Raw genomic sequence first — 20,760 nt, forward strand, 5'->3', positions numbered from 1 at the left:
GCTGTTTACAGCAGCAAAACATGGCGAACCTCAAAAGTTATTGTTATTAAAAATTCGATAAATTGGTAATACCAATTTACAAAATGTAGCGCTCAGGTTAAAAGTAGTGGGCTTGGCTGTCAAACCGCGAGATTAAGACTTTGGTCGGATGGCCTGCTGTTGTGCGGCTGTGGGCCAGGATATAGGCTTGTTTCTTCGCACTGCTCCAAGTGACGAATGGTCAAACCATTGAGGGTTAGTTATGGAAGTTGGGCCTTTGCGCCAGCGTGGCCTCAGCGACGACATCGTGGCGCAACTGGAAACCATGATTCTTGAAGGATCGCTGAAGGTTGGCGAGCGTCTTCCGGCTGAGCGCGTGCTGGCCGAGCGGTTCGGTGTCTCGCGGCCGTCCCTGCGTGAGGCTATCCAGAAGCTGGTTGCCAAGGGGTTGCTGGTCAGTCGTCAAGGCGGCGGTAACTATGTGGCGCAAACACTGGGCTCGACCTTCAGTGATCCATTGCTGCTGCTGATGGAGAGCAATCCCGAGGCGCAGCGCGACCTGCTTGAGTTTCGCCATACCCTGGAAGGTTCCTGTGCCTATTACGCCGCGCTACGTGCGACCGAACTCGACCTTGAACGCTTGAAGAGTGCCTTCGATGCTCTACAGGATTGCTATAACCGCAGTGGCAAGGTGACCCGGGCCGAAGAGGGGGCTGCCGATGCGCAGTTTCACCTGGCTATCGCCGAAGCCAGTCACAATGCGGTGCTGCTGCATACCATTCGTGGCCTGTTTGATTTGCTCAAGCGCAACGTTGTGACCAATATCGGCGGAATGTATGAGCAGCGCAGCGAAACCCGGGACATGCTGATCAACCAGCACCGGGCGTTGTATGAGGCGATTATTGGCGGGCGTGCGGATGAGGCGCGGGCGTTGTCCAATCAGCACATTGATTACGTGCAGGAAGTCCTTGCCGAGGTGCAGCAGCAAGTTCAGCGCGAGGCCAGGGCGCAGCGCCGTTCGACGCGCCATCCCTAGACCGGCGCCGAGCCGGGCAAGTCGCGGTCATTGAGAGCCGCGTTTTACTCTTTGCCCTTGGTGCGCATGGCGCGCTGAACTTCACGGTCGGCATCACGTGCTTTCTCGGTGTGCCGCTTGTCGAAGTCTTTCTTGCCCTTCACCAGCGCAATGGTGCACTTGACCAGGTGGGCCTTCCACTGGATCGACAAGGCAACGCAGGTATAGCCCTTCTGGTTGACCGCGCCGAACAGCTTCTCCAGCTCGCGCTTGTTGAGCAATAGCTTGCGGGTGCGTGTCGGGTCTGCAATCACATGGGTGCTTGCAGTGGTCAGCGGGGTGATGTGGCAACCCATCAGCCAAGCTTCATCGTTTTTCAACAGCACATAGCTGTCGGTCAACTGGGCTTTGCCGGCACGCATGCTTTTCACTTCCCAGCCAGCGAGCGCGAGCCCGGCTTCGAACTTGGTTTCGATGAAATAGTCATGCAGCGCTTTTTTGTTAAGCGCGATGGTGTTTTCGCTCTGTTTCTTTTGTTTAGCCATAGGCGGCGCATTATAGGGAGTCACACGCGCTCGCGCTATCTGCTGATGCATGACAATTGATTAATTGATTGTCTCGCATTGCATCCATTCCTCGGCGCGCGTGCCATGTGAGCTTGAGCCGCCCCGCGTTATCTCGGACAATGCGCGATCTTTTTTAATCCGCACAACAGGCTAGCCGCACATGGCAAACGATAAAGTCTCGATTCACGGCGCCTGGGCCAGCCGCTGGGTGTTTATTCTGGCCGCCACCGGGTCGGCGGTTGGATTGGGCAATATCTGGAAATTCCCCTACATGACCGGCCTTTACGGTGGCGGTGCCTTTGTGGCCATGTATCTGGTGTGCATCGCCCTGGTTGGACTGCCAATCATGCTGGCTGAAACCCTGATCGGTCGTCGTGGCCGGCAAAGCCCGGTCAATTCCATGCGCAGCCTGGCCAAAGAGTCTGGCGGTTCGCGTTATTGGTCAGTCGCAGCGGTGATCGGCATGGTTGCGGCGCTACTGATCCTGTCGTTCTACAGCGTGGTTGCAGGCTGGTCGCTGGATTACATTATTGGCATGGGGCAGGGTAATTTCTCCGGCATCAGCGCTGAGGGGGCTGGCGCTGCTTTTGGCGGCCTGACGGATAAACCGTGGCGGCTGGCGCTGTGGCATACGCTGTTTATGCTCGGGACTGTCTTTGTCATCGCCAAGGTCGTTGTGGCCGGGCTTGAGCGCAGCTTGCGGATCATGATGCCTATGCTGTTTGTATTGCTGCTGATCCTGCTCGGCTACAGCTTTACCACCGGGCATTTCATGCAAGGCTTCCACTTCCTGTTTCACTTTGATCCCAGCAAGGTCCAGGGCGGGATTCTTGCCGCGATGGGGCATGCCTTCTTCACGCTCAGCGTGGGTGTGGGTTCGATCATGGTGTACGGCTCGTACATGCCGAAAAAGTCTTCGATTGGGGCAACGGTGCTCACGGTCGGGTTGCTTGATACCCTGGTCGCGCTCACCGCTGGCCTGGCGCTTTTCCCTATAGTGTTTGCCGCCGGGCTTGAGCCGGGTGGTGGGCCGGGGCTGATGTTCGTCACTTTGCCGATTGCCTTTGGCAATGTGGCGTTCGGACAGGTCATGGGTCTGGTGTTTTTTGTATTGGTCGCCCTGGCTGCCTGGAGTTCGTCTATTTCCATGCTCGAGCCGGCAGTTGCCTACTTTGTCGAGCGTACCGGGCGCAGTCGCACGGCGGTGACCAGCATGCTGGCTGTGTTCTGCTGGGTTGTGGGCATGGGGACAGTGCTATCGTTCAATATCGGCGCCGATGCCAAGTTCTTTGTATTTGCCAATGACGGCTTCCACCTGTTCCAGTTGGGCGCAGAAGGTGGCAAGAACTTCTTCGAGGGCATCGATTACCTGACCAGCCGTATCTTGCTGCCCATCGGTGGCCTGGCGTTCGCCATGTTTGCAGGCTGGGTCATGACTCGCGACTCGGTGCGCGATGAGTTATCGATCAAAAGCCCGCTGCTGTTCAACATGGCCTTGTGGTTGATTCGCGTCGTGGCACCTATTGGTGTTTTGATTGTGTTTGTTGCTGAACTGACTAAGTGAGAATTATGTTCGTGTTGCATGAAGTCGCAGATTTATGAGTACGCATATTCAACGTTCGGCGCTGTTGCCTTATCCGGCAGAGGCGCTGTACGACTTGGTCAATGACGTGGCGAGCTACCCAGAGTTCCTGCCCTGGTGCTCCGCCAGTGAGGTACTTGAAGTCACCGACGAGCTGATGGTCGCCAGTCTTGAAGTGGCCAAGGCCGGCTTCAGCCAGCGCTTTGTCACGCGCAATACCCTGATCCCGGGGCAGTCGATCGAGTTGAACCTTGAAGATGGCCCGTTCAACCATTTTCATGGACGTTGGGAGTTCAAGGCTCTGGGCGACAAGGCTTGTAAAATCAGTCTTGATCTGACCTTTGACTACGCGGGCTCCATTGTCCGCGCAACCCTTGGACCGCTGTTCAACCAGGCCGCCAACACCCTGGTCGATGCATTCTGCCAGCGGGCCAAGAACTTATATGGATAATCCGTCCCATGGATAGCAAAACCATTGCGGTCGAAGTGGTGTATGCCCTGGCTGATAAGCAAAAGCTGCTGAGATTGAGCCTGCCGTACGGCACCACCATGCGCCAGGCAGCGGAGATGTCGGGTATGCAGGCGCATTTTCCGGGCCTCGATCTAGCCAATAGCCCATTGGGTATCTTTGGCAAGGCCGTGGCCAAGCCTGAAGAGCGTGTGATGGAGGAGGGGGAGCGAGTTGAAATCTACCGCCCGCTTATTGCCGACCCCAAGGAGGTGCGCAAGCAGCGTGCCGCCAAAGCAGCCAAGGCCAAGACCAAGGACTAGGTACGGCATCACCTGTCAGCGCTCGACACGCAGGCCCCTGGGGAGATGATAAAAGTCTTGCCTGTGTGCCCAGCAATAAAAAAAACCGGTTTTCACCGGTTTTTTTATTGCTGGCAGCTGGAGACCCTTATTCGGTATCCAGTGGCTCAGGTGTCGGCACGGCAGCAGGCTCCGCACTGTCGACGTCATTCTGGATCTGCTCCAGGAGCGAGCCAGGTGCCGGTGGCGCTTCGTCAACTTGCGGCGTGTCCTTTTGCGGCTGCTCTTCTCTGCCGTCAGCAGGCGTGACTGTAGTCGCAGGCTCGTCGCCCATGATTTCCTGGTCACGGCTGACGCCTGGCATAAAGTCGCCGGCTAAGCCTATAAGCTGGTCGTTGTCGTCAAACATCAGACTCACGCGTTCTTGCAAACGCTGACGACCACCCGGTTGCATGCTGTACAGGTAATCCCAGCGATTTGCATGGAAGGTATCTGTGATCAGCGGGTTGCCCATGATAAACCGCACTTGTTTGCGGGTCATTCCTGGGCGCAACTGGTCTATCATGTCTTGTGTGACGACATTGCCCTGTTGAATGTCGATTTTATAAACCCCGGGGAATGAACAACCGGCGAGTGCGATGAGCCCCGTAAAGGTGAGGCTGGTCAGCAGGAGCTTGTTTTTTTGCATCGGTGCGTGACTTCCACTATCTTGGCTGGGCAACGTAAACCCCGATCATACCCGTAATAAGGGAAGCTGCGAAACCGCTTCCTCGAGAAAGCAGACCATGGTTGAAAATAACGAACTACGCAAGGTTGGCCTGAAAGTAACCCTACCACGGGTGAAAATCCTGCAAATGCTGGATTCTGCAGGTCAGCGCCACATGAGTGCAGAGGATGTCTACAAATCGCTGATGGAGGCGGGTGAGGACTTTGGTTTGGCCACTGTTACCGGGTGTTGACGCAATTTGAGGCCGCAGGCCTGGTTGATCGTCATAACTTCGATGGCGGCCATGCATTGTTTGAACTAGCCGATGGCGGCCACCATGACCATATGGTTTGTGTGGATTCTGGCGAGGTGATCGAGTTTGTCGACTCCGAGATTGAAAAGCGTCAAAAAGAAATTGTAAGCGAGCATGGCTTTGAGCTCGTAGACCACAATCTAGTGCTCTACGTACGTAAAAAACGTTGATAGATCTTCCGGGGCAACCCTGAAGCTCCTTGCCTGGCGCGATTTGTTCGCGTCGTGATGCAAAAAAGGCGACCCGTTGGTCGCCTTTTTTATGGACTGAGTGCACTCAGGCTTGGGCGCTGCTGACCATTTTTCGGGCGTGGGCGATGGATTTATCGGTCAGGTCGACGCCGCCAAGCATCCGGGCGATCTCTTCAACACGTTGATCGTTGCTCAATTTGCTCACTGCTGTGCGAGTGGCGTCATTGCCACGCGCCTTGTGCACGAACAGGTGCTGGTGCCCCTGCGCCGCAACCTGTGGCAGGTGGGTGACGGTCAGAACTTGCCCGCGATCGCCCAGGCGGCGCAGTAACTGACCGACGACCTCTGCAGTCGGGCCGCCAATGCCCACGTCAACTTCGTCGAATACCAGGGTTGGTACCCGTGACGTTTGCGCGGTGATGACCTGGATGGCCAGGCTGATACGGGACAGCTCGCCGCCCGAAGCTACTTTGGCCAGGGCCTTGAGTGGCTGGCCCGGGTTGGCGCTGACCAGAAACTCAACCTGCTCCAAACCGTTGACCTGCGGTTCGGGGCTGCTGCTGGCATGCAGCTGGATGCTAAAGCGTCCACCGGGCATGCCCAGGGTTTGCATTTCCTTTTGGACCGCCTTGCCGAGCTTGTCGGCACCTTTGTTGCGCAGGCGGCTGAGCTCTGCGGCTTTTTCCTGATAATGGCGCTCGAATGCGCTGAGTTCCTCGCTCAGGCGCTCTGCTGCCTGGTCGTCGGCGTTGAGGGTTTCGATTTCATCGAACAGCTGTTGCTGCATGTGCGGCAGCTGGTCGGGCTGGATCCGGTGTTTGCGCGCCAGTGTATAGATAGCATCGAGGCGTTCTTCAAGGGTTTGCAGGCGCTCCGGGTCGGCATCGAAATGATCAATAAAGCGATTGAGTTCGCCAACGGCTTCTTCGACTTGAATCTGGGCATTGGCGAGCATATTACTGGCTTCTGTCAGTGCCCCGGGCTGGCCCTGAAAACTGCTCAGGCGGTTGAGGCTGCCTGTGAGGGCTGACAGTACGTTGCCTGCGTCGCTCTCGCTGCAAAGCTCCAATACCTGGCGGCAGGCGCTGAGCAGGCTTTCGGCGTTGGTCAGGTTCTTGTGCTCCTGCTCAAGCTGCTCCAGTTCGTTGTCGACCAGGCCCAGGTTGTCCAGTTCTTCGAGTTGGTAGCTGAGCAACTGGTGGCGCGCGCGTTGTTCATCGCCGATGCTGGAAATGCGTTCCAGCTCGTTCCGGGTTTGTTTCCAGCGTTGCGCTGCCAGTGATACCTGGCGAGCCAGTTCCTGGCTGCCGGCAAACTCATCGAGCAGGCGGCGATGGGTTTCAGCCTTGAGCAGTGATTGATGTTCGTGTTGGCTGTGAATATCAATCAGTAGCTCCCGAAGGGCCTTCAGGTCGGCCTGGGGGCAGGGTGATCCATTGATGTAGCCACGTGAGCGGCCTTCTGCGGTGATCACCCGGCGTAAAATGCAGGGGCCGTCATTGTCCAGGTCGCGCTCTGCCAGCCAGGCGCGGGCCTCGGGGATATCATCAAGGTCGAAGCTGGCGAGTATGTCGGCCTTGTCTGCGCCGGGACGCACGACGCCGCTGTCTGCACGGTCGCCCAGGGTCAGGCCGAGTGCGTCGAGCATGATCGACTTGCCTGCACCTGTCTCGCCGCTGATTACGCTCATGCCGCGCTCCAGCTCTAGATCGAGATGTTCAACGATTGCGTAATTGTGTACGGACAGGTGCACCAGCATGGTGAGGTCTCCGAGGTGTTTGATATGGTTATTTATACAGTAGTTTTTTCGCTGCTGGCAATATCCTTGTGCGGCCTGTGTTTAATCTTGGTATTTGCGGGCGTTTTGCCCTTGAAGCAGTAAAAACCGCCCCCATATAAGGGGCAGAAGCGTGAATTAAGACTTACGCCGGTTATTTAGAGGAGAAATGAGGCATGGCTGACGAACAGACCCTGGATACGCAGATTCCCGAGGCAGAAGCAGCAGTGGATGCCACGCCGGGTGATGAGTTGGCTGCTCGCGTGCAAACGCTGGAAGAGCAGTTGGCTACTGCGCAGGATCAATCGCTGCGCATGGCTGCTGATTTGCAAAACGTACGCCGTCGTGCAGATCAGGATGTTGAGAAGGCACACAAGTTTGCCTTGGAGAAGTTTGCCAACGACCTGCTACCGGTTGTCGACAGTCTGGAACGCGGCCTTGAGCTGTCGAGCCCGGACGATGAGGCGATCAAGGCAGTGCGTGAAGGCATGGAGTTAACCCTCAAGTTGTTCCGTGACACGCTGTCGCGCTACCAGTTGGAAGCGATTGATCCGCATGGCCAGCCGTTCAACCCGGAGTTGCACCAGGCAATGGCGATGCAGGAAAGCGAGACCCTGGAGCCAAACAGTGTGATCCAGGTGTTCCAGAAGGGTTACCAGTTGCACGGTCGTTTGTTGCGTCCAGCGATGGTTGTAGTGAGCAAGGCGCCCGCCGCTCCGACACCATCAATCGATGAAAAGGCTTGAAATTATTTTTTAAGCCCCCATTAAACAACCAAGCGTTTTAGTGCTAGCGCAACTGTCTTAGAGCCAGTGCGCAATTATCAAAGTTTCGGGAGAGTAAACATGGGTAAAATTATCGGTATTGACCTGGGGACAACCAACTCCTGCGTCTCCGTTCTTGAAAACGGCAAAGCTAAAGTTATTGAAAACGCCGAAGGCGCGCGTACCACTCCATCGATCATTGCTTATGCAAACGATGGCGAAATCCTGGTGGGCCAGTCGGCCAAGCGTCAAGCAGTGACCAATCCGCACAACACCCTGTACGCGGTCAAGCGTTTGATTGGTCGTCGTTTTGACGAAGAAGTTGTACAGAAAGATATCCAGATGGTGCCGTACAAAATTGTCAAAGCTGACAATGCGGACGCCTGGGTTGAAGTAAACGACCAGAAAATGGCGCCGCCACAGATCTCGGCTGAAATCTTGAAAAAGATGAAGAAGACTGCCGAAGACTATCTGGGTGAAGCGGTCACTGAAGCCGTGATCACTGTTCCGGCCTACTTCAACGACAGCCAGCGCCAGGCGACCAAAGATGCCGGCCGTATTGCGGGTCTGGACGTCAAGCGCATCATCAACGAACCAACCGCAGCCGCTCTGGCCTACGGTATGGACAAGGCCAAGGGCGACCACACTGTCATCGTTTATGACTTGGGTGGTGGTACGTTCGACGTTTCGGTTATCGAAATTGCCGAGGTTGATGGCGAGCACCAGTTCGAAGTGTTGGCGACCAACGGCGACACCTTCCTCGGTGGTGAGGACTTCGATATTCGTTTGATCGACTACCTCGTCGACGAATTCAAGAAAGAAAGCGGCATGAACCTCAAAGGTGATCCGCTGGCCATGCAGCGCCTGAAGGAAGCTGCCGAGAAGGCCAAGATCGAGCTGTCCTCGAGCCAGCAGACTGACGTAAACCTGCCGTACATCACCGCAGATGCGTCCGGTCCTAAGCACTTGAACGTGAAGATCTCGCGCTCCAAGCTCGAGTCGCTGGTTGAAGACCTTGTTCAGCGCACCATCGAACCTTGCCGCATGGCGTTGAAAGACGCAGGCGTTGATGTCGGTGCGATCAACGACGTGATCCTGGTCGGTGGCCAGACTCGCATGCCGTTGGTACAGAAGTTGGTAACTGACTTCTTCGGTAAAGAAGCGCGCAAGGACGTCAACCCGGACGAAGCTGTTGCCATGGGCGCGGCAATTCAGGGTGCGGTTCTGGCTGGCGACGTCAAGGACGTGCTGCTGCTCGACGTATCGCCTCTGACCCTGGGTATCGAAACCATGGGCGGTGTGATGACTGCCTTGATCGAGAAAAACACCACGATTCCGACCAAGAAATCGCAAGTGTTCTCGACTGCTGATGACAACCAGAGCGCGGTGACTATTCACGTGCTGCAGGGCGAGCGCAAGCAAGCTTCGCAGAACAAGTCGCTGGGCAAGTTCGATCTGGCCGAGATTCCACCAGCTCCACGTGGCGTGCCGCAGATCGAAGTAACCTTCGACATCGATGCCAACGGTATCCTGCACGTAGGCGCCAAAGACAAGGCGACTGGCAAGACTCAGTCGATCGTGATCAAGGCTAACTCGGGTCTGTCCGAGGAAGAAATCGAGCAAATGGTGCGTGATGCCGAAGCCAATGCCGAGGAAGATCGCAAGTTTGAAGAGTTGGCCACTGCACGTAACCAGGGCGACCAACTGGTTCACGCAACCCGCAAAATGATCACCGAGGCTGGCGACAAGGCCACCGAGGAAGAAAAAGCGACTATCGAGAAAGCCATTGGCGAACTCGAAGTTGCAGTCAAAGGCGACAGCAAGGAAGAGATCGACGCCAAGGTGGCGGCACTCTCGGAAGCGACTGCACCACTGGCGCAGAAGATGTATGCCGAGCAGCCACAGCCTGGTGCTGAAGCCCAGCCAGAAGGCAATGATCAAGGCGCTGCCGATGACGTTGTTGATGCTGAGTTTGAAGAAGTTAAAGACAACAAGTAAGCGCAAGCTTGCTAGGCGCATCCTTGGTGGTTTCAACGATGCGTTAAGGCTCCAGCCGGTTGTGGCGTGAGTCACAACCTGTATGATCCGCCGCGCGGGAGCTTGCTCCCGCGTTGGCGTGTCTGGAGGGAATGATTTGCAAGGCGTTAATCAGAGACGCAGGTGCGATAGCTTTTTAACGATTTGTTCGAGGTGTTGAGGATTTATGTCTAAACGTGACTATTACGAGGTGCTCGGTGTTGAGCGCGGCGCCAGCGAAGCTGAGCTGAAGAAAGCTTACCGACGCCTGGCGATGAAGCATCACCCGGACCGTAATCCTGACGATAAAGTCTCGGAAGAAAAGTTCAAGGAAGCCAACGAGGCTTACGAAGTCCTGTCCGATTCGAGCAAGCGCGCCGCTTACGATCAGTACGGCCATGCCGGTGTTGATCCAAGCATGGGGGGCGCTGGTGCTGGTGGTGCAGGCTTTGGCGGTGCCAACTTCTCCGATATTTTCGGTGATGTATTCAGCGACTTCTTCGGCGGTGCGGCGGGAGCTGGCGGCCGGGGGCGTGGTGGTGCACAGCGCGGCAGCGATTTGCGCTACACCCTTGAGCTGGATCTTGAAGAAGCCGTGCGCGGCACTACCGTGACCATTCGCGTGCCGACGCTGGCAAACTGCAAGACTTGCGATGGCTCCGGCGCGAAGAAGGGCACGACGCCTGTGACCTGTACCACCTGTGGCGGTATCGGCCAGGTGCGCATGCAGCAGGGCTTCTTCTCGGTGCAGCAAACCTGTCCGCGCTGTAACGGCAGCGGCAAGATGATTACTGATCCATGTGATTCTTGTCATGGCCAGGGCCGTGTCGAAGAGCACAAGACCTTGTCGGTCAAGGTTCCGGCGGGTGTTGATACTGGCGATCGTATCCGGCTCTCGGGCGAGGGCGAAGCGGGCGCGATGGGTGGTCCGGCAGGTGACCTGTACGTTGTGGTGAATGTGCGCGAGCACGCGATTTTCCAGCGTGATGGCAAGCATTTGTATTGTGAAGTGCCAATCAGCTTTGCTGATGCGGCCTTGGGTGGTGAGCTTGAAGTGCCGACGCTGGATGGTCGGGTCAAGCTGAAGATTCCTGAAGGCACCCAGACCGGTAAGTTGTTCCGCCTGCGCGGCAAGGGCGTTGCCCCGGTACGTGGCGGTGGCGCTGGTGACTTGATGTGCCGTGTCGCGGTTGAGACACCGGTGCACCTGGATCGCCGTCAGCGTGAGCTGCTTGAGGAGTTCCGCAAGTCGATAGACGGGGACAGGTCGCACTCCCCCAAGGCCAATGGCTGGTTTGAGGGTGTTAAGCGTTTCTTTGGCGACCTGTAACTCTGTCGCTGGTATTGAAAAAGCTGCTTAATGTGCAGGTTTACCCAGTAAACTGCGGGTTAAGCGGCTTTTTCGTTTGAGCCGCATCCGCGCAGGTGCTGGCTCGTAGGTTTTCAGTTTGGAGTGGTTGGATATGCAACGTATTGCTGTGATGGGCGCCGCCGGGCGTATGGGTAAAACCCTGATTGAAGCGGTGTCGCAGGCTGATGGCGCTAGCCTGAGTGCTGCTGTCGATCGTCCGGATAGTAGTCTGGTTGGCGCTGATGTCGGCGAATTGGTTGCATTGGGCAAGATCGGCGTGCAGTTGTCTGGCGACTTGAGCAGTGTCGTTGATGATTTCGACGTGTTGATCGATTTCACCCATCCAACGGTCACCCTGAAAAACCTCGAAATCTGCCGCCAGGCCGGTAAGGCGATGATCATCGGCACTACCGGGTTCAGCGTCGAAGAAAAGCAATTGCTCAGCGAAGCGGGCAAGCAGATTCCCATTGTGTTCGCGGCAAATTTCAGCGTGGGTGTGAACCTGTGCCTGAAGCTGCTCGACACCGCAGCGCGGGTGCTGGGTGACGAGGTTGATATCGAGATCATCGAGGCGCATCACCGGCACAAGGTGGATGCACCCTCTGGAACTGCGGTGCGCATGGGCGAGGTTGTCGCCAGTGCGCTGGGGCGTGATCTGCAGAAGGTTGCCGTTTATGGTCGTGAAGGCCAGACGGGTGCCCGTGATCGTGAAACCATCGGTTTTGCCACTGTGCGCGCCGGTGACGTGGTGGGCGACCACACGGTCCTGTTTGCCGCAGAAGGCGAGCGTGTCGAGATTACCCACAAGGCATCCAGCCGCATGACCTTCGCCAAGGGCGCCGTTCGGGCAGCTTTGTGGCTGCAGGGCAAGCCGGCAAAACTTTACGATATGCAGGATGTTCTGGAGCTTAACTAGGCGCTTTGGCGGGGTCGGCAAAAAGTTGACTGTATCCTGAGGTTTTTAGCTCAAGTTGGGTGGACCAAAAATGCAGTTTCCTGTAAGCTTTCTGCTTTAGTGTGCCCACTAAAAGTTACGCAGAATGAATTCATAAAAAAAGCGGGATGACGGTTCACACGTCATCCCGCTTTTTTACAATCTGCGTTTGCTTCAAGCTTTGATTTTCGGAGGTTTTCTTGAGTAAGCCAGCCCCTAAAGCTGCCATTTTGGCCCTTGCTGATGGCAGCATTTTTCGTGGGGAGGCCATCGGTGCCGACGGCCACACAATTGGAGAGGTGGTTTTCAACACCGCCATGACCGGCTATCAGGAAATCCTTACAGATCCTTCCTATGCCCAGCAAATCGTAACCCTGACCTATCCGCATATCGGCAACACCGGCACCACGCCGGAAGATGCCGAGTCGAACCGCGTCTGGGCTGCTGGTTTGATTATTCGTGACCTGCCGCTGATCGCCAGTAACTGGCGCAACAAGCAATCGCTGCCTGATTACTTGAAAGAAAACGGTACTGTCGCAATCGCCAATATCGATACCCGTCGCCTGACCCGTATTCTGCGTGAAAAGGGCTCGCAAAATGGCTGCATCCTGGTTGGCGACGATGCCACCGAGGAAAAAGCCCTGGAGCTGGCGCGCAGTTTCCCAGGCCTGAAGGGCATGGACCTGGCTAAGGTGGTGAGCTGCACCGAGCAGTACGAATGGCGCTCAACCGTCTGGAACCTGAAAACCGACAGCCACGCTGAAGTGCCTGCCAGTGAATTGCCTTATCACGTGGTTGCCTTCGACTATGGCGTCAAGCTGAACATCCTGCGCATGCTGGTGGCTCGCGGCTGCCGTGTGACTGTTGTGCCGGCGCAAACGCCAGCCAGCGAAGTGTTGGCAATGAATCCTGATGGTGTGTTCCTGTCCAACGGCCCGGGTGATCCAGAGCCTTGCGACTACGCGATCCAGGCGATCAAGGAAGTCTTGGAAACCGAAATCCCGGTTTTCGGTATCTGTCTCGGTCACCAACTGCTGGCCCTGGCTTCGGGCGCCAAGACCCTGAAAATGGGCCATGGCCACCACGGCGCTAACCACCCGGTACAGGACCTCGATACCGGGGTTGTGATGATCACCAGCCAGAACCACGGTTTTGCTGTGGACGAGGCGACCTTGCCAACTAACGTCAGGGCGATTCACAAATCGTTGTTTGATGGCACGCTGCAGGGCATCGAGCGTACCGACAAGGTCGCGTTCAGCTTCCAGGGCCACCCCGAAGCAAGCCCGGGCCCGAACGACGTCGCGCCTCTGTTTGACCGCTTCATCGAAGCCATGGCCAAGCGCCGCTAAGCCTGCTGACTGTGACCAACGGATTCGAGTGAGTAAAAATGCCAAAACGTACTGATATAAAAAGCATCCTTATCCTCGGCGCTGGCCCGATTGTTATCGGCCAGGCCTGTGAGTTCGATTATTCGGGTGCTCAAGCCTGTAAAGCGCTTAAAGAAGAGGGTTTCCGGGTCATCCTGGTGAACTCCAACCCAGCGACGATCATGACCGATCCGGCGATGGCTGACGCCACCTATATCGAGCCGATCAAGTGGTCGACCGTGGCCAAGATCATCGAGAAGGAGCGTCCGGATGCGCTGCTGCCAACCATGGGCGGCCAGACTGCACTGAACTGCGCGCTGGATCTTGAAAAACACGGCGTGCTGGAAAAATTCGGCGTTGAGATGATCGGTGCCAATGCCGACACCATCGACAAGGCAGAAGACCGCTCGCGCTTCGACAAGGCGATGAAAGACATCGGCCTGGCGTGCCCGGTTTCCGGTATCGCGCACAGCATGGAAGAATCCTACGCGGTGCTGGAAAAGGTTGGCTTTCCATGCATCATTCGTCCGTCCTTCACCATGGGCGGCACCGGTGGCGGTATTGCCTACAACCGCGAAGAGTTCGAAGAAATCTGCGCCCGGGGCCTGGACCTGTCGCCGACCCGCGAGCTGTTGATCGATGAATCCCTGATCGGCTGGAAAGAGTACGAAATGGAGGTTGTCCGCGATAAAAAGGACAACTGCATCATCGTCTGTACCATTGAAAACTTTGACCCTATGGGCGTGCACACCGGTGACTCCATCACCGTGGCGCCGGCACAGACCCTGACCGACAAAGAATTCCAGATTCTGCGTAACGCCTCCCTGGCTGTCCTGCGCGAAATCGGCGTGGAAACCGGGGGCTCCAACGTTCAGTTCGGTATTTGCCCGAACACTGGCCGCATGGTCGTGATCGAGATGAACCCGCGCGTGTCGCGTTCCTCGGCTCTGGCCTCGAAAGCTACTGGCTTCCCGATTGCCAAGATTGCTGCCAAGCTGGCCGTCGGCTACACCCTCGACGAGCTGTCGAACGACATCACCGGCGGTCGTACGCCTGCCTCGTTCGAGCCGGCTATCGACTATGTCGTGACCAAGATCCCGCGTTTTGCTTTCGAGAAATTCCCGAAAGCCGACGCGCGCCTGACGACCCAGATGAAGTCCGTGGGCGAAGTCATGGCGATTGGCCGTACCTTCCAGGAATCCCTGCAGAAAGCCTTGCGCGGCCTTGAAGTGGGTGTCGTCGGGCTTGATCCCAAGCTGGACCTGAAGGACCCGGAAAGCGAAGGCACGCTCAAGCGCGAGCTGACAGTGCCGGGTGCGGATCGCATCTGGTATATCGGTGATGCTTTCCGTGCGGGCAAGACAGTTGAAGAAGTCTTTGCCCTGACCAATATCGATGAATGGTTCCTGGTTCAGATCGAAGACCTGATCAAGGATGAAGAGCGGATCAAGACCCAGGGGCTGACCAGCATCGACCGTGATGTGATGTTCAAGCTCAAGCGCAAAGGGTTCTCGGATGCGCGCCTGGCCAAACTGCTGGGTGTAACCGAGAAAAACCTGCGCAGCCACCGCCATAAGCTCAAAGTGCTGCCGGTGTATAAGCGGGTTGATACCTGTGCTGCCGAGTTCGCCACCGACACCGCCTACATGTACTCGACCTACGAGGAAGAGTGCGAAGCGAATCCGTCGACGCGCGACAAGATCATGATCCTGGGTGGCGGTCCAAACCGTATTGGCCAGGGTATCGAGTTCGACTATTGCTGCGTACATGCGGCCCTGGCGATGCGCGAAGACGGGTACGAGACCATCATGGTCAACTGCAACCCGGAAACCGTATCGACCGACTACGACACCTCTGATCGCCTGTACTTCGAGCCAGTGACCCTGGAAGACGTGCTGGAAATCGTCCGTGTCGAGCAGCCTAAAGGCGTCATCGTGCAGTACGGCGGGCAAACCCCGTTGAAGCTGTGCCGTGCCCTTGAAGAAGCTGGCGTGCCGATCATTGGTACCAGCCCGGATGCCATCGACCGCGCTGAAGACCGTGAGCGCTTCCAGCAAATGGTTGAGCGCCTGAACCTGCGTCAGCCGCCAAATGCCACTGCGCGCAGTGAAGACGAAGCCTTTGCGGCCTCGAAAGCCATCGGTTATCCGCTGGTGGTGCGTCCATCCTATGTATTGGGTGGTCGAGCCATGGAGATTGTCTACCAGGAAGACGAGCTGCGTCGTTATATGCGCGAAGCGGTTCAGGTGTCGAACGACAGCCCGGTATTGCTTGATCACTTCCTCAACTGCGCAATCGAAGTTGATATCGATGCGGTCAGCGATGGTGAGCAAGTGGTAATCGGCGCAATCATGCAGCACATCGAGCAGGCCGGTGTTCACTCCGGTGACTCGGCGTGCTCGCTGCCGCCGTACTCGCTGCCTGCGCACATCCAGGACGAGATCCGTGATCAGGTCAAGAAAATGGCCCTCGAACTCAACGTGGTCGGCCTGATGAACGTGCAGATGGCTGTGCAGGGCGAAGACATCTTTGTCATCGAAGTGAATCCGCGTGCATCGCGTACCGTGCCGTTCGTCTCCAAGTGCATCGGCGAGTCGCTGGCTAAAGTGGCTGCCCGGGTAATGGCGGGCAAGACATTGGCCGAGATCGGCTTCACCAAGGAAATCATTCCGCCGTTCTTCAGCGTCAAGGAAGCGGTCTTCCCATTCGCCAAGTTCCCGGGTGTCGACCCTATCCTTGGCCCGGAAATGAAGTCCACTGGCGAAGTGATGGGCGTTGGTGACAGCTTCGGCGAAGCCTTCGGCAAGGCTCAGCTGGGTGCCAGTGAAATCCTGCCAAACTCTGGCTGTGCCTTTATCAGCGTGCGTGATGATGACAAGCCGCAGGCGGCTGATGTTGCACGTGACCTGATTGCGCTGGGCTTCGAGGTTGTGGCCACTGCCGGGACTGCTAAAGTGATCGAGGCTGCAGGCTTGCCTGTGCGCCGCGTCAACAAGGTGACCGAAGGTCGTCCGCATGTTGTCGATATGATCAAGAACGATGAAGTTACCTTGATCATCAATACCACTGAGGGGCGTCAGTCTATTGCTGACTCCTACTCGATCCGTCGTAACGCCCTGCAACACCGGATTTGCTGCACAACCACCCTGGCGGCGGGTGCGGCGATCTGTGAAGCGCTGAAGTTTGGTCCCGAGAAGACCGTGCGCCGCTTGCAGGATCTCCATGCAGGAATCAAGGCATGACAAAATACCCAATGACCGTCCAGGGCGCGCGCGCCCTGGAAGAAGAACATTTGCACCTGACCAAGGTCGTGCGCCCCAAGCTGAGTGAAGACATCGGTACGGCGCGTGAGCTGGGGGACCTCAAGGAAAACGCTGAATACCATGCAGCTCGCGAGCAGCAGGGCATGGTTGAAGCGCGTATTCGTGATATTGAAGGCCGCCTGCAGAACGCACAGATTATCGATGTCACCACCATCGCGCACACCGGCAAGGTAATCTTCGGCACTACGGTTGAGATCGCAAACTGCGAAACTGACGAAAGCGTCACCTACCAGATCGTTGGTGATGACGAGGCCAATATCAAGCTGGGCAAGATTTCGGTCAGTTCGCCTATCGCTCGTGCCTTGATCGGCAAGGAAGAAGGTGATGTGGCCGTGGTCAAGACACCTGGCGGCTTGATTGAGTACGAAATTGTCGAAGTCCGTCATATTTAAGTCGGGCGATGCGCGTGCAGTGCCGCAAGGGGCTGCTTCGCGACTGAGTGCGGGGGCGATCAGTTGGTTGATCGCCCAGACCTTCTGGGTCGGCGGTATCTGGTTGCTGCAGTTCCTGGTGTTGCCCGCGCTGAGCAAATTGGGGCTGGCGCCATTGCTGGTCGATGATTTGGCGGCGACGCTCAAGCCATTGCTGCTGGGGTTGGCGGCAGTTTGTGCTGGATTGCAGGCGCTTGTGCTGGTGGCAGCGCTGGGCTTGCCTGCCTTGTGGCGCGATATTCGCGGGCAATTGCTGCTGACGACAATGCTGATGGTTTCTGGCTACTTTGGCGTGCACTGGCTCGGGCTGGAGGCGCCACGCTGGCAGCTGTTCAACTACATGGTGCTGGCATTCTGTGGCTTGCTGCTGGTGCTGCAGCCGGTGCCTGCCAGGCAGGGTGGGTGAGGTTCTACCCACCCACCGCAGGCTGCGGTGGGCAACCGGGCTCTATGCATCAACCTTGAAAGCGGCTGACGTTCGACAGGTTTTTATTCGCTTTTGGATTTTTGCGGTAGATCAACGCCATTTTGCCGATGATCTGCACCAATTCGGCGTTAGCTGACTTGCATAGCTCATTAATTGCGCTGATGCGGCTTTCGCGTTCGGTGATGCGAACCTGTACCTTTATCAGTTCATGGTCGTTAATCGCGCGTTCTAGCTCGGCCAAGACGCCCTCGGTCAAACCATTGTCGGCAATCATTACTACCGGTTTCAGGTGGTGGCCGATAGACTTGTACTGTTTCTTCTGCTCTTGAGTGAGCGGCATAATCTGATCCCTGCGTCTGATCTGGTGAAAATATGGCGCCCAGTTTACCCGAGCGCTGTAATGCTCGCCCAGAAATTCACGATTGTTATTAGAGGTGCCACGTGGCGCGTTCCAAAACCAGCCAGCGTTGGCTGAAAGAACACTTCGATGATCCCTACGTCAAAATGGCGCAACGGGACGGCTATCGCTCGCGTGCCAGCTACAAGTTGCTGGAAATCCAGGAAAAGGATCGAATCCTGCGTCCGGGCATGACTGTGGTCGATCTGGGTGCGGCGCCGGGTGGCTGGTCGCAGGTGACCAGTCGGGTGATTGGCGACAAGGGCACTTTGATAGCATCCGATATCCTGGAAATGGACAGCATCCCTGATGTGACCTTCATTCAGGGTGACTTTACCGAGGACGATGTGTTTGCGCAGATCCTCGATGCCATCGGTAATAATCCGGTAGACCTTGTGATTTCGGATATGGCCCCCAATATGAGTGGGGTAAGGACTGCAGATCAGGCTCGTGCAATGTATTTGTGCGAACTGGCTCTGGATTTGTCCGCGCGCGTGCTCAAGCCTGGCGGTGATTTCTTGATCAAAATCTTCCAGGGCGAAGGTTTTGATGCATACCACAAGCAAGTGCGCGAGATGTTTGAAAAGGTACAAATGCGCAAGCCGTTGTCTTCGCGTGACCGTTCGCGCGAGCAGTACCTGCTCGGGCGTGGCTATCGCGGTAATTAATCGGCTTGAGAGACTGGCGCTATGAAACCTAGGTCGGGCTTGCCAGTCTTAACCAAACCCAGGTATTACAAGGGTTTACGGATTGGGTTTTCGCGAGTCGCTGTTGGCGGCTCATAAAGGGTTACAGACAGTGCCTGCAAGAAAGGCGCGTTGTGTAGTAAGTTAGATCGGTACATAACTGGTCGTCATGCGAGGCATGCTCGCGCACGGGCTTGCTTCAGAGGGTAGGTAATTGAACGACATGGCAAAGAATCTGATCTTGTGGCTGATCATCGCGGCTGTCCTTGTGACCGTGATGAATAATTTTTCGAGTCCGAACGAGTCGAATAAGCTCAATTACTCTGAGTTTATCCAGCAGGTTCAAGAGGGCGAGGTCAAGCGCGTAACTGTTGATGGCTACATAATCAGCGGCGTGCATACCGATGGCAGCTCCTTTGAAACCGTGCGTCCGGCTATTCAGGACAATGGCCTGATCAAGGACCTGATCGACAACAAGGTCGATATCGTGGGCAAGCAGCCTGAGCGCCAGAGCATCTGGACCCAGTTGCTGGTCGCCAGCTTCCCGATTCTGGTCATCATCGCTGTGTTCATGTTCTTCATGCGCCAAATGCAAGGCGGTGCCGGCGGTAAGGGCGGGCCAATGAGCTTTGGCAAGAGCAAGGCACGCCTGCTGTCCGAAGATCAGGTCAAAACCACCTTTGCTGACGTTGCCGGTTGCGACGAGGCCAAGGAAGAGGTTAGTGAACTAGTCGAGTTCCTGCGTGACCCGGGCAAGTTTCAGCGTCTTGGCGGACGTATTCCGCGCGGCGTACTGATGGTCGGTTCGCCGGGTACGGGTAAAACCCTGCTGGCCAAGGCTGTTGCCGGTGAGGCAAAGGTGCCGTTCTTCACCATTTCCGGTTCTGATTTCGTCGAGATGTTTGTCGGTGTGGGTGCCTCGCGTGTTCGTGACATGTTCGAACAGGCCAAGAAGCACGCACCGTGCATCATTTTTATCGATGAGATCGATGCGGTCGGTCGTCACCGTGGCGCTGGCATGGGTGGCGGTCACGATGAGCGCGAGCAGACGCTCAACCAGTTGCTGGTCGAGATGGATGGCTTTGAGATGAATGACGGCATCATCGTGATTGCCGCGACCAACCGTCCCGATGTGCTCGACCCTGCCTTGCTGCGCCCAGGTCGTTTCGACCGTCAGGTGGTCGTGGGCTTGCCGGACATTCGCGGTCGTGAGCAGATTCTCAAGGTGCACATGCGCAAAGTGCCAATGGGGGAAGATGTCAATGCTGCGGTTATTGCCCGTGGTACTCCAGGCTTCTCCGGTGCTGATCTGGCCAACTTGGTCAACGAAGCCTCGCTGTTTGCTGCGCGAGCTGGCAAGCGCCTGGTTGAAATGAAGGAATTCGAGCTGGCCAAAGACAAGATCATGATGGGCGCAGAGCGCAAAACCATGGTCATGTCGGATAAAGAAAAGCTCAACACGGCATACCATGAGGCTGGCCACGCCATCGTGGGTCGCCTGGTGCCTGAGCATGACCCGGTTTACAAGGTTTCGATCATTCCGCGTGGTCGTGCCTTGGGCGTGACCATGTTCCTGCCCGAGGAAGATCGCTACAGCCTGAGCAAGCGTGCCTTGATCAGCCAGATCTGCTCGTTGTTCGGTGGTCGTATTGCCGAAGAAATGACACTGGGCTTTGATGGCGTTACCACCGGCGCTTCCAACGACATCATGCGTGCCACGCAGTTGGCGCGGAACATGGTGACCAAGTGGGGCTTGTCGGAGAAGCTTGGGCCGCTGATGTATGCCGAGGAAGAAGGTGAAGTCTTCCTGGGTCGCAGCATGGGCAGCCAGGGCAGCAACGTTTCGGGCGATACGGCCAAGCTGATTGACGAGGAAATTCGCAGCATCATTGATGGCTGCTACGACACGGCCAAGCGATTGCTTGAGGAAAACCGTGACAAGCTCGAGGCGATGGCCGAGGCGCTGATGAAGTTCGAGACCATCGACGCCGATCAGATTGAGGACATCATGAGTGGTCGTACTCCACGTGAGCCTCGTGACTGGACAGGCGGTGGTGATGCAGGTACGCCAGTTGATCCGTCCCTGGGCGCGGATAACAAGCCAGATACACCTGAGAAGCCGATTGGTGGACCCGCAACAGAAGTCTAAGACTCGGTTGCTGTTTCATAGCGGTTAGGTTTATAG

At 56.5% G+C, this 20,760-nt stretch carries 18 protein-coding genes and 1 pseudogene; 15 read left to right on the forward strand and 4 right to left on the reverse strand.

Going from position 1 to position 20,760, the window contains the following annotated elements:
- Positions 1–241: 241 nt before the first annotated feature.
- Positions 242–1,015, forward strand: a complete 774-nt coding sequence (locus tag PSES9_RS0112860; RefSeq protein ID WP_010487525.1) for an FCD domain-containing protein — start codon at positions 242–244, stop codon at positions 1,013–1,015.
- 44 nt (positions 1,016–1,059) lie between these two features.
- Here PSES9_RS0112860 and smpB read toward each other — a convergent pair whose 3' ends face one another.
- Positions 1,060–1,539, reverse strand: coding sequence for an SsrA-binding protein SmpB (smpB, locus tag PSES9_RS0112865; RefSeq protein WP_010487528.1), 480 nt, complete (start codon positions 1,537–1,539; stop codon positions 1,060–1,062).
- A 181-nt stretch (positions 1,540–1,720) separates the two neighbouring features.
- Between smpB and PSES9_RS0112870 the strand changes: the two genes are divergently transcribed.
- Genes PSES9_RS0112870 through PSES9_RS0112880 form a run of 3 tightly spaced genes read left to right on the forward strand, consistent with a single transcriptional unit; the run spans position 1,721 to position 3,913 of the window.
- Positions 1,721–3,124, forward strand: a complete 1,404-nt coding sequence (locus PSES9_RS0112870) for a sodium-dependent transporter (RefSeq protein ID WP_010487530.1) — start codon at positions 1,721–1,723, stop codon at positions 3,122–3,124.
- Positions 3,125–3,158: 34 nt separating this feature from the next.
- Positions 3,159–3,593: a type II toxin-antitoxin system RatA family toxin gene (locus PSES9_RS0112875; protein WP_010487531.1), complete on the forward strand. Its 435-nt coding sequence runs from the start codon at positions 3,159–3,161 to the stop codon at positions 3,591–3,593.
- An 8-nt stretch (positions 3,594–3,601) separates the two neighbouring features.
- Positions 3,602–3,913 carry an RnfH family protein gene (locus PSES9_RS0112880; RefSeq protein WP_010487532.1) on the forward strand — a complete coding sequence of 104 codons (312 nt, stop codon included), beginning with the start codon at positions 3,602–3,604 and terminating at the stop codon, positions 3,911–3,913.
- 127 nt (positions 3,914–4,040) lie between these two features.
- Here the strand turns inward: PSES9_RS0112880 and PSES9_RS0112885 are convergent, their stop codons facing one another.
- Positions 4,041–4,580 carry an outer membrane protein assembly factor BamE gene (locus PSES9_RS0112885; protein ID WP_010487533.1) on the reverse strand — a complete coding sequence of 180 codons (540 nt, stop codon included), beginning with the start codon at positions 4,578–4,580 and terminating at the stop codon, positions 4,041–4,043.
- Between the two features lie 97 nt (positions 4,581–4,677).
- Here PSES9_RS0112885 and fur point away from each other — a divergent pair.
- Positions 4,678–5,081, forward strand: a pseudogene (gene fur, locus PSES9_RS23525) (ferric iron uptake transcriptional regulator).
- 106 nt (positions 5,082–5,187) lie between these two features.
- Here the strand turns inward: fur and recN are convergent.
- Positions 5,188–6,861 (reverse strand): DNA repair protein RecN, encoded by a 1,674-nt coding sequence (recN, locus tag PSES9_RS0112895; protein ID WP_010487534.1) that lies wholly within the window; start codon positions 6,859–6,861, stop codon positions 5,188–5,190.
- Positions 6,862–7,055: 194 nt separating this feature from the next.
- Between recN and grpE the strand changes: the two genes are divergently transcribed.
- The 8 genes from grpE to PSES9_RS0112935 all read left to right on the forward strand — a co-directional run bounded on the left by grpE (position 7,056) and on the right by PSES9_RS0112935 (position 17,471).
- On the forward strand, positions 7,056–7,625 hold the full coding sequence (gene grpE, locus PSES9_RS0112900; protein WP_010487535.1) for a nucleotide exchange factor GrpE: 570 nt from the start codon (positions 7,056–7,058) through the stop codon (positions 7,623–7,625).
- A 99-nt stretch (positions 7,626–7,724) separates the two neighbouring features.
- Positions 7,725–9,641: a molecular chaperone DnaK gene (gene dnaK / locus PSES9_RS0112905; protein ID WP_010487536.1), complete on the forward strand. Its 1,917-nt coding sequence runs from the start codon at positions 7,725–7,727 to the stop codon at positions 9,639–9,641.
- Between the two features lie 205 nt (positions 9,642–9,846).
- Entirely contained in the window at positions 9,847–10,989 is a 1,143-nt protein-coding gene (gene dnaJ, locus PSES9_RS0112910) for a molecular chaperone DnaJ (RefSeq protein ID WP_010487537.1), read from the forward strand.
- Between the two features lie 133 nt (positions 10,990–11,122).
- Entirely contained in the window at positions 11,123–11,926 is an 804-nt protein-coding gene (gene dapB, locus PSES9_RS0112915; RefSeq protein WP_010487538.1) for a 4-hydroxy-tetrahydrodipicolinate reductase, read from the forward strand.
- A 218-nt stretch (positions 11,927–12,144) separates the two neighbouring features.
- Positions 12,145–13,293: a glutamine-hydrolyzing carbamoyl-phosphate synthase small subunit gene (gene carA, locus PSES9_RS0112920; RefSeq protein WP_010487539.1), complete on the forward strand. Its 1,149-nt coding sequence runs from the start codon at positions 12,145–12,147 to the stop codon at positions 13,291–13,293.
- Positions 13,294–13,331: 38 nt separating this feature from the next.
- A complete protein-coding gene (gene carB / locus PSES9_RS0112925) occupies positions 13,332–16,553 on the forward strand; it encodes a carbamoyl-phosphate synthase large subunit (RefSeq protein ID WP_010487540.1) in 3,222 nt (1,073 codons plus the stop codon).
- A complete protein-coding gene (gene greA, locus PSES9_RS0112930; RefSeq protein WP_010487541.1) occupies positions 16,550–17,026 on the forward strand; it encodes a transcription elongation factor GreA in 477 nt (158 codons plus the stop codon). Before carB ends, greA begins: the two co-directional genes overlap by 4 nt.
- Positions 17,027–17,069: 43 nt before the next feature.
- Positions 17,070–17,471: a hypothetical protein gene (locus PSES9_RS0112935; RefSeq protein WP_029529540.1), complete on the forward strand. Its 402-nt coding sequence runs from the start codon at positions 17,070–17,072 to the stop codon at positions 17,469–17,471.
- A 49-nt stretch (positions 17,472–17,520) separates the two neighbouring features.
- On the opposite strand, the gene yhbY is transcribed toward PSES9_RS0112935, so the two are convergent.
- A complete protein-coding gene (gene yhbY / locus PSES9_RS0112940) occupies positions 17,521–17,832 on the reverse strand; it encodes a ribosome assembly RNA-binding protein YhbY (protein ID WP_010487543.1) in 312 nt (103 codons plus the stop codon).
- Positions 17,833–17,933: 101 nt separating this feature from the next.
- Here yhbY and rlmE point away from each other — a divergent pair, with 101 nt between their 5' ends.
- The gene (gene rlmE, locus PSES9_RS0112945) at positions 17,934–18,557 is read left to right on the forward strand and encodes a 23S rRNA (uridine(2552)-2'-O)-methyltransferase RlmE (protein ID WP_010487545.1); all 624 of its coding nucleotides are present in this window, start codon (positions 17,934–17,936) and stop codon (positions 18,555–18,557) included.
- Positions 18,558–18,798: 241 nt separating this feature from the next.
- Positions 18,799–20,724, forward strand: coding sequence for an ATP-dependent zinc metalloprotease FtsH (gene ftsH, locus PSES9_RS0112950; protein WP_010487547.1), 1,926 nt, complete (start codon positions 18,799–18,801; stop codon positions 20,722–20,724).
- The last annotated feature ends 36 nt before the right edge of the window (positions 20,725–20,760 follow it).

The sequence above is a fragment of the Pseudomonas sp. S9 genome (assembly GCF_000222125.1).
Lineage (GTDB): Bacteria > Pseudomonadota > Gammaproteobacteria > Pseudomonadales > Pseudomonadaceae > Aquipseudomonas > Aquipseudomonas segetis.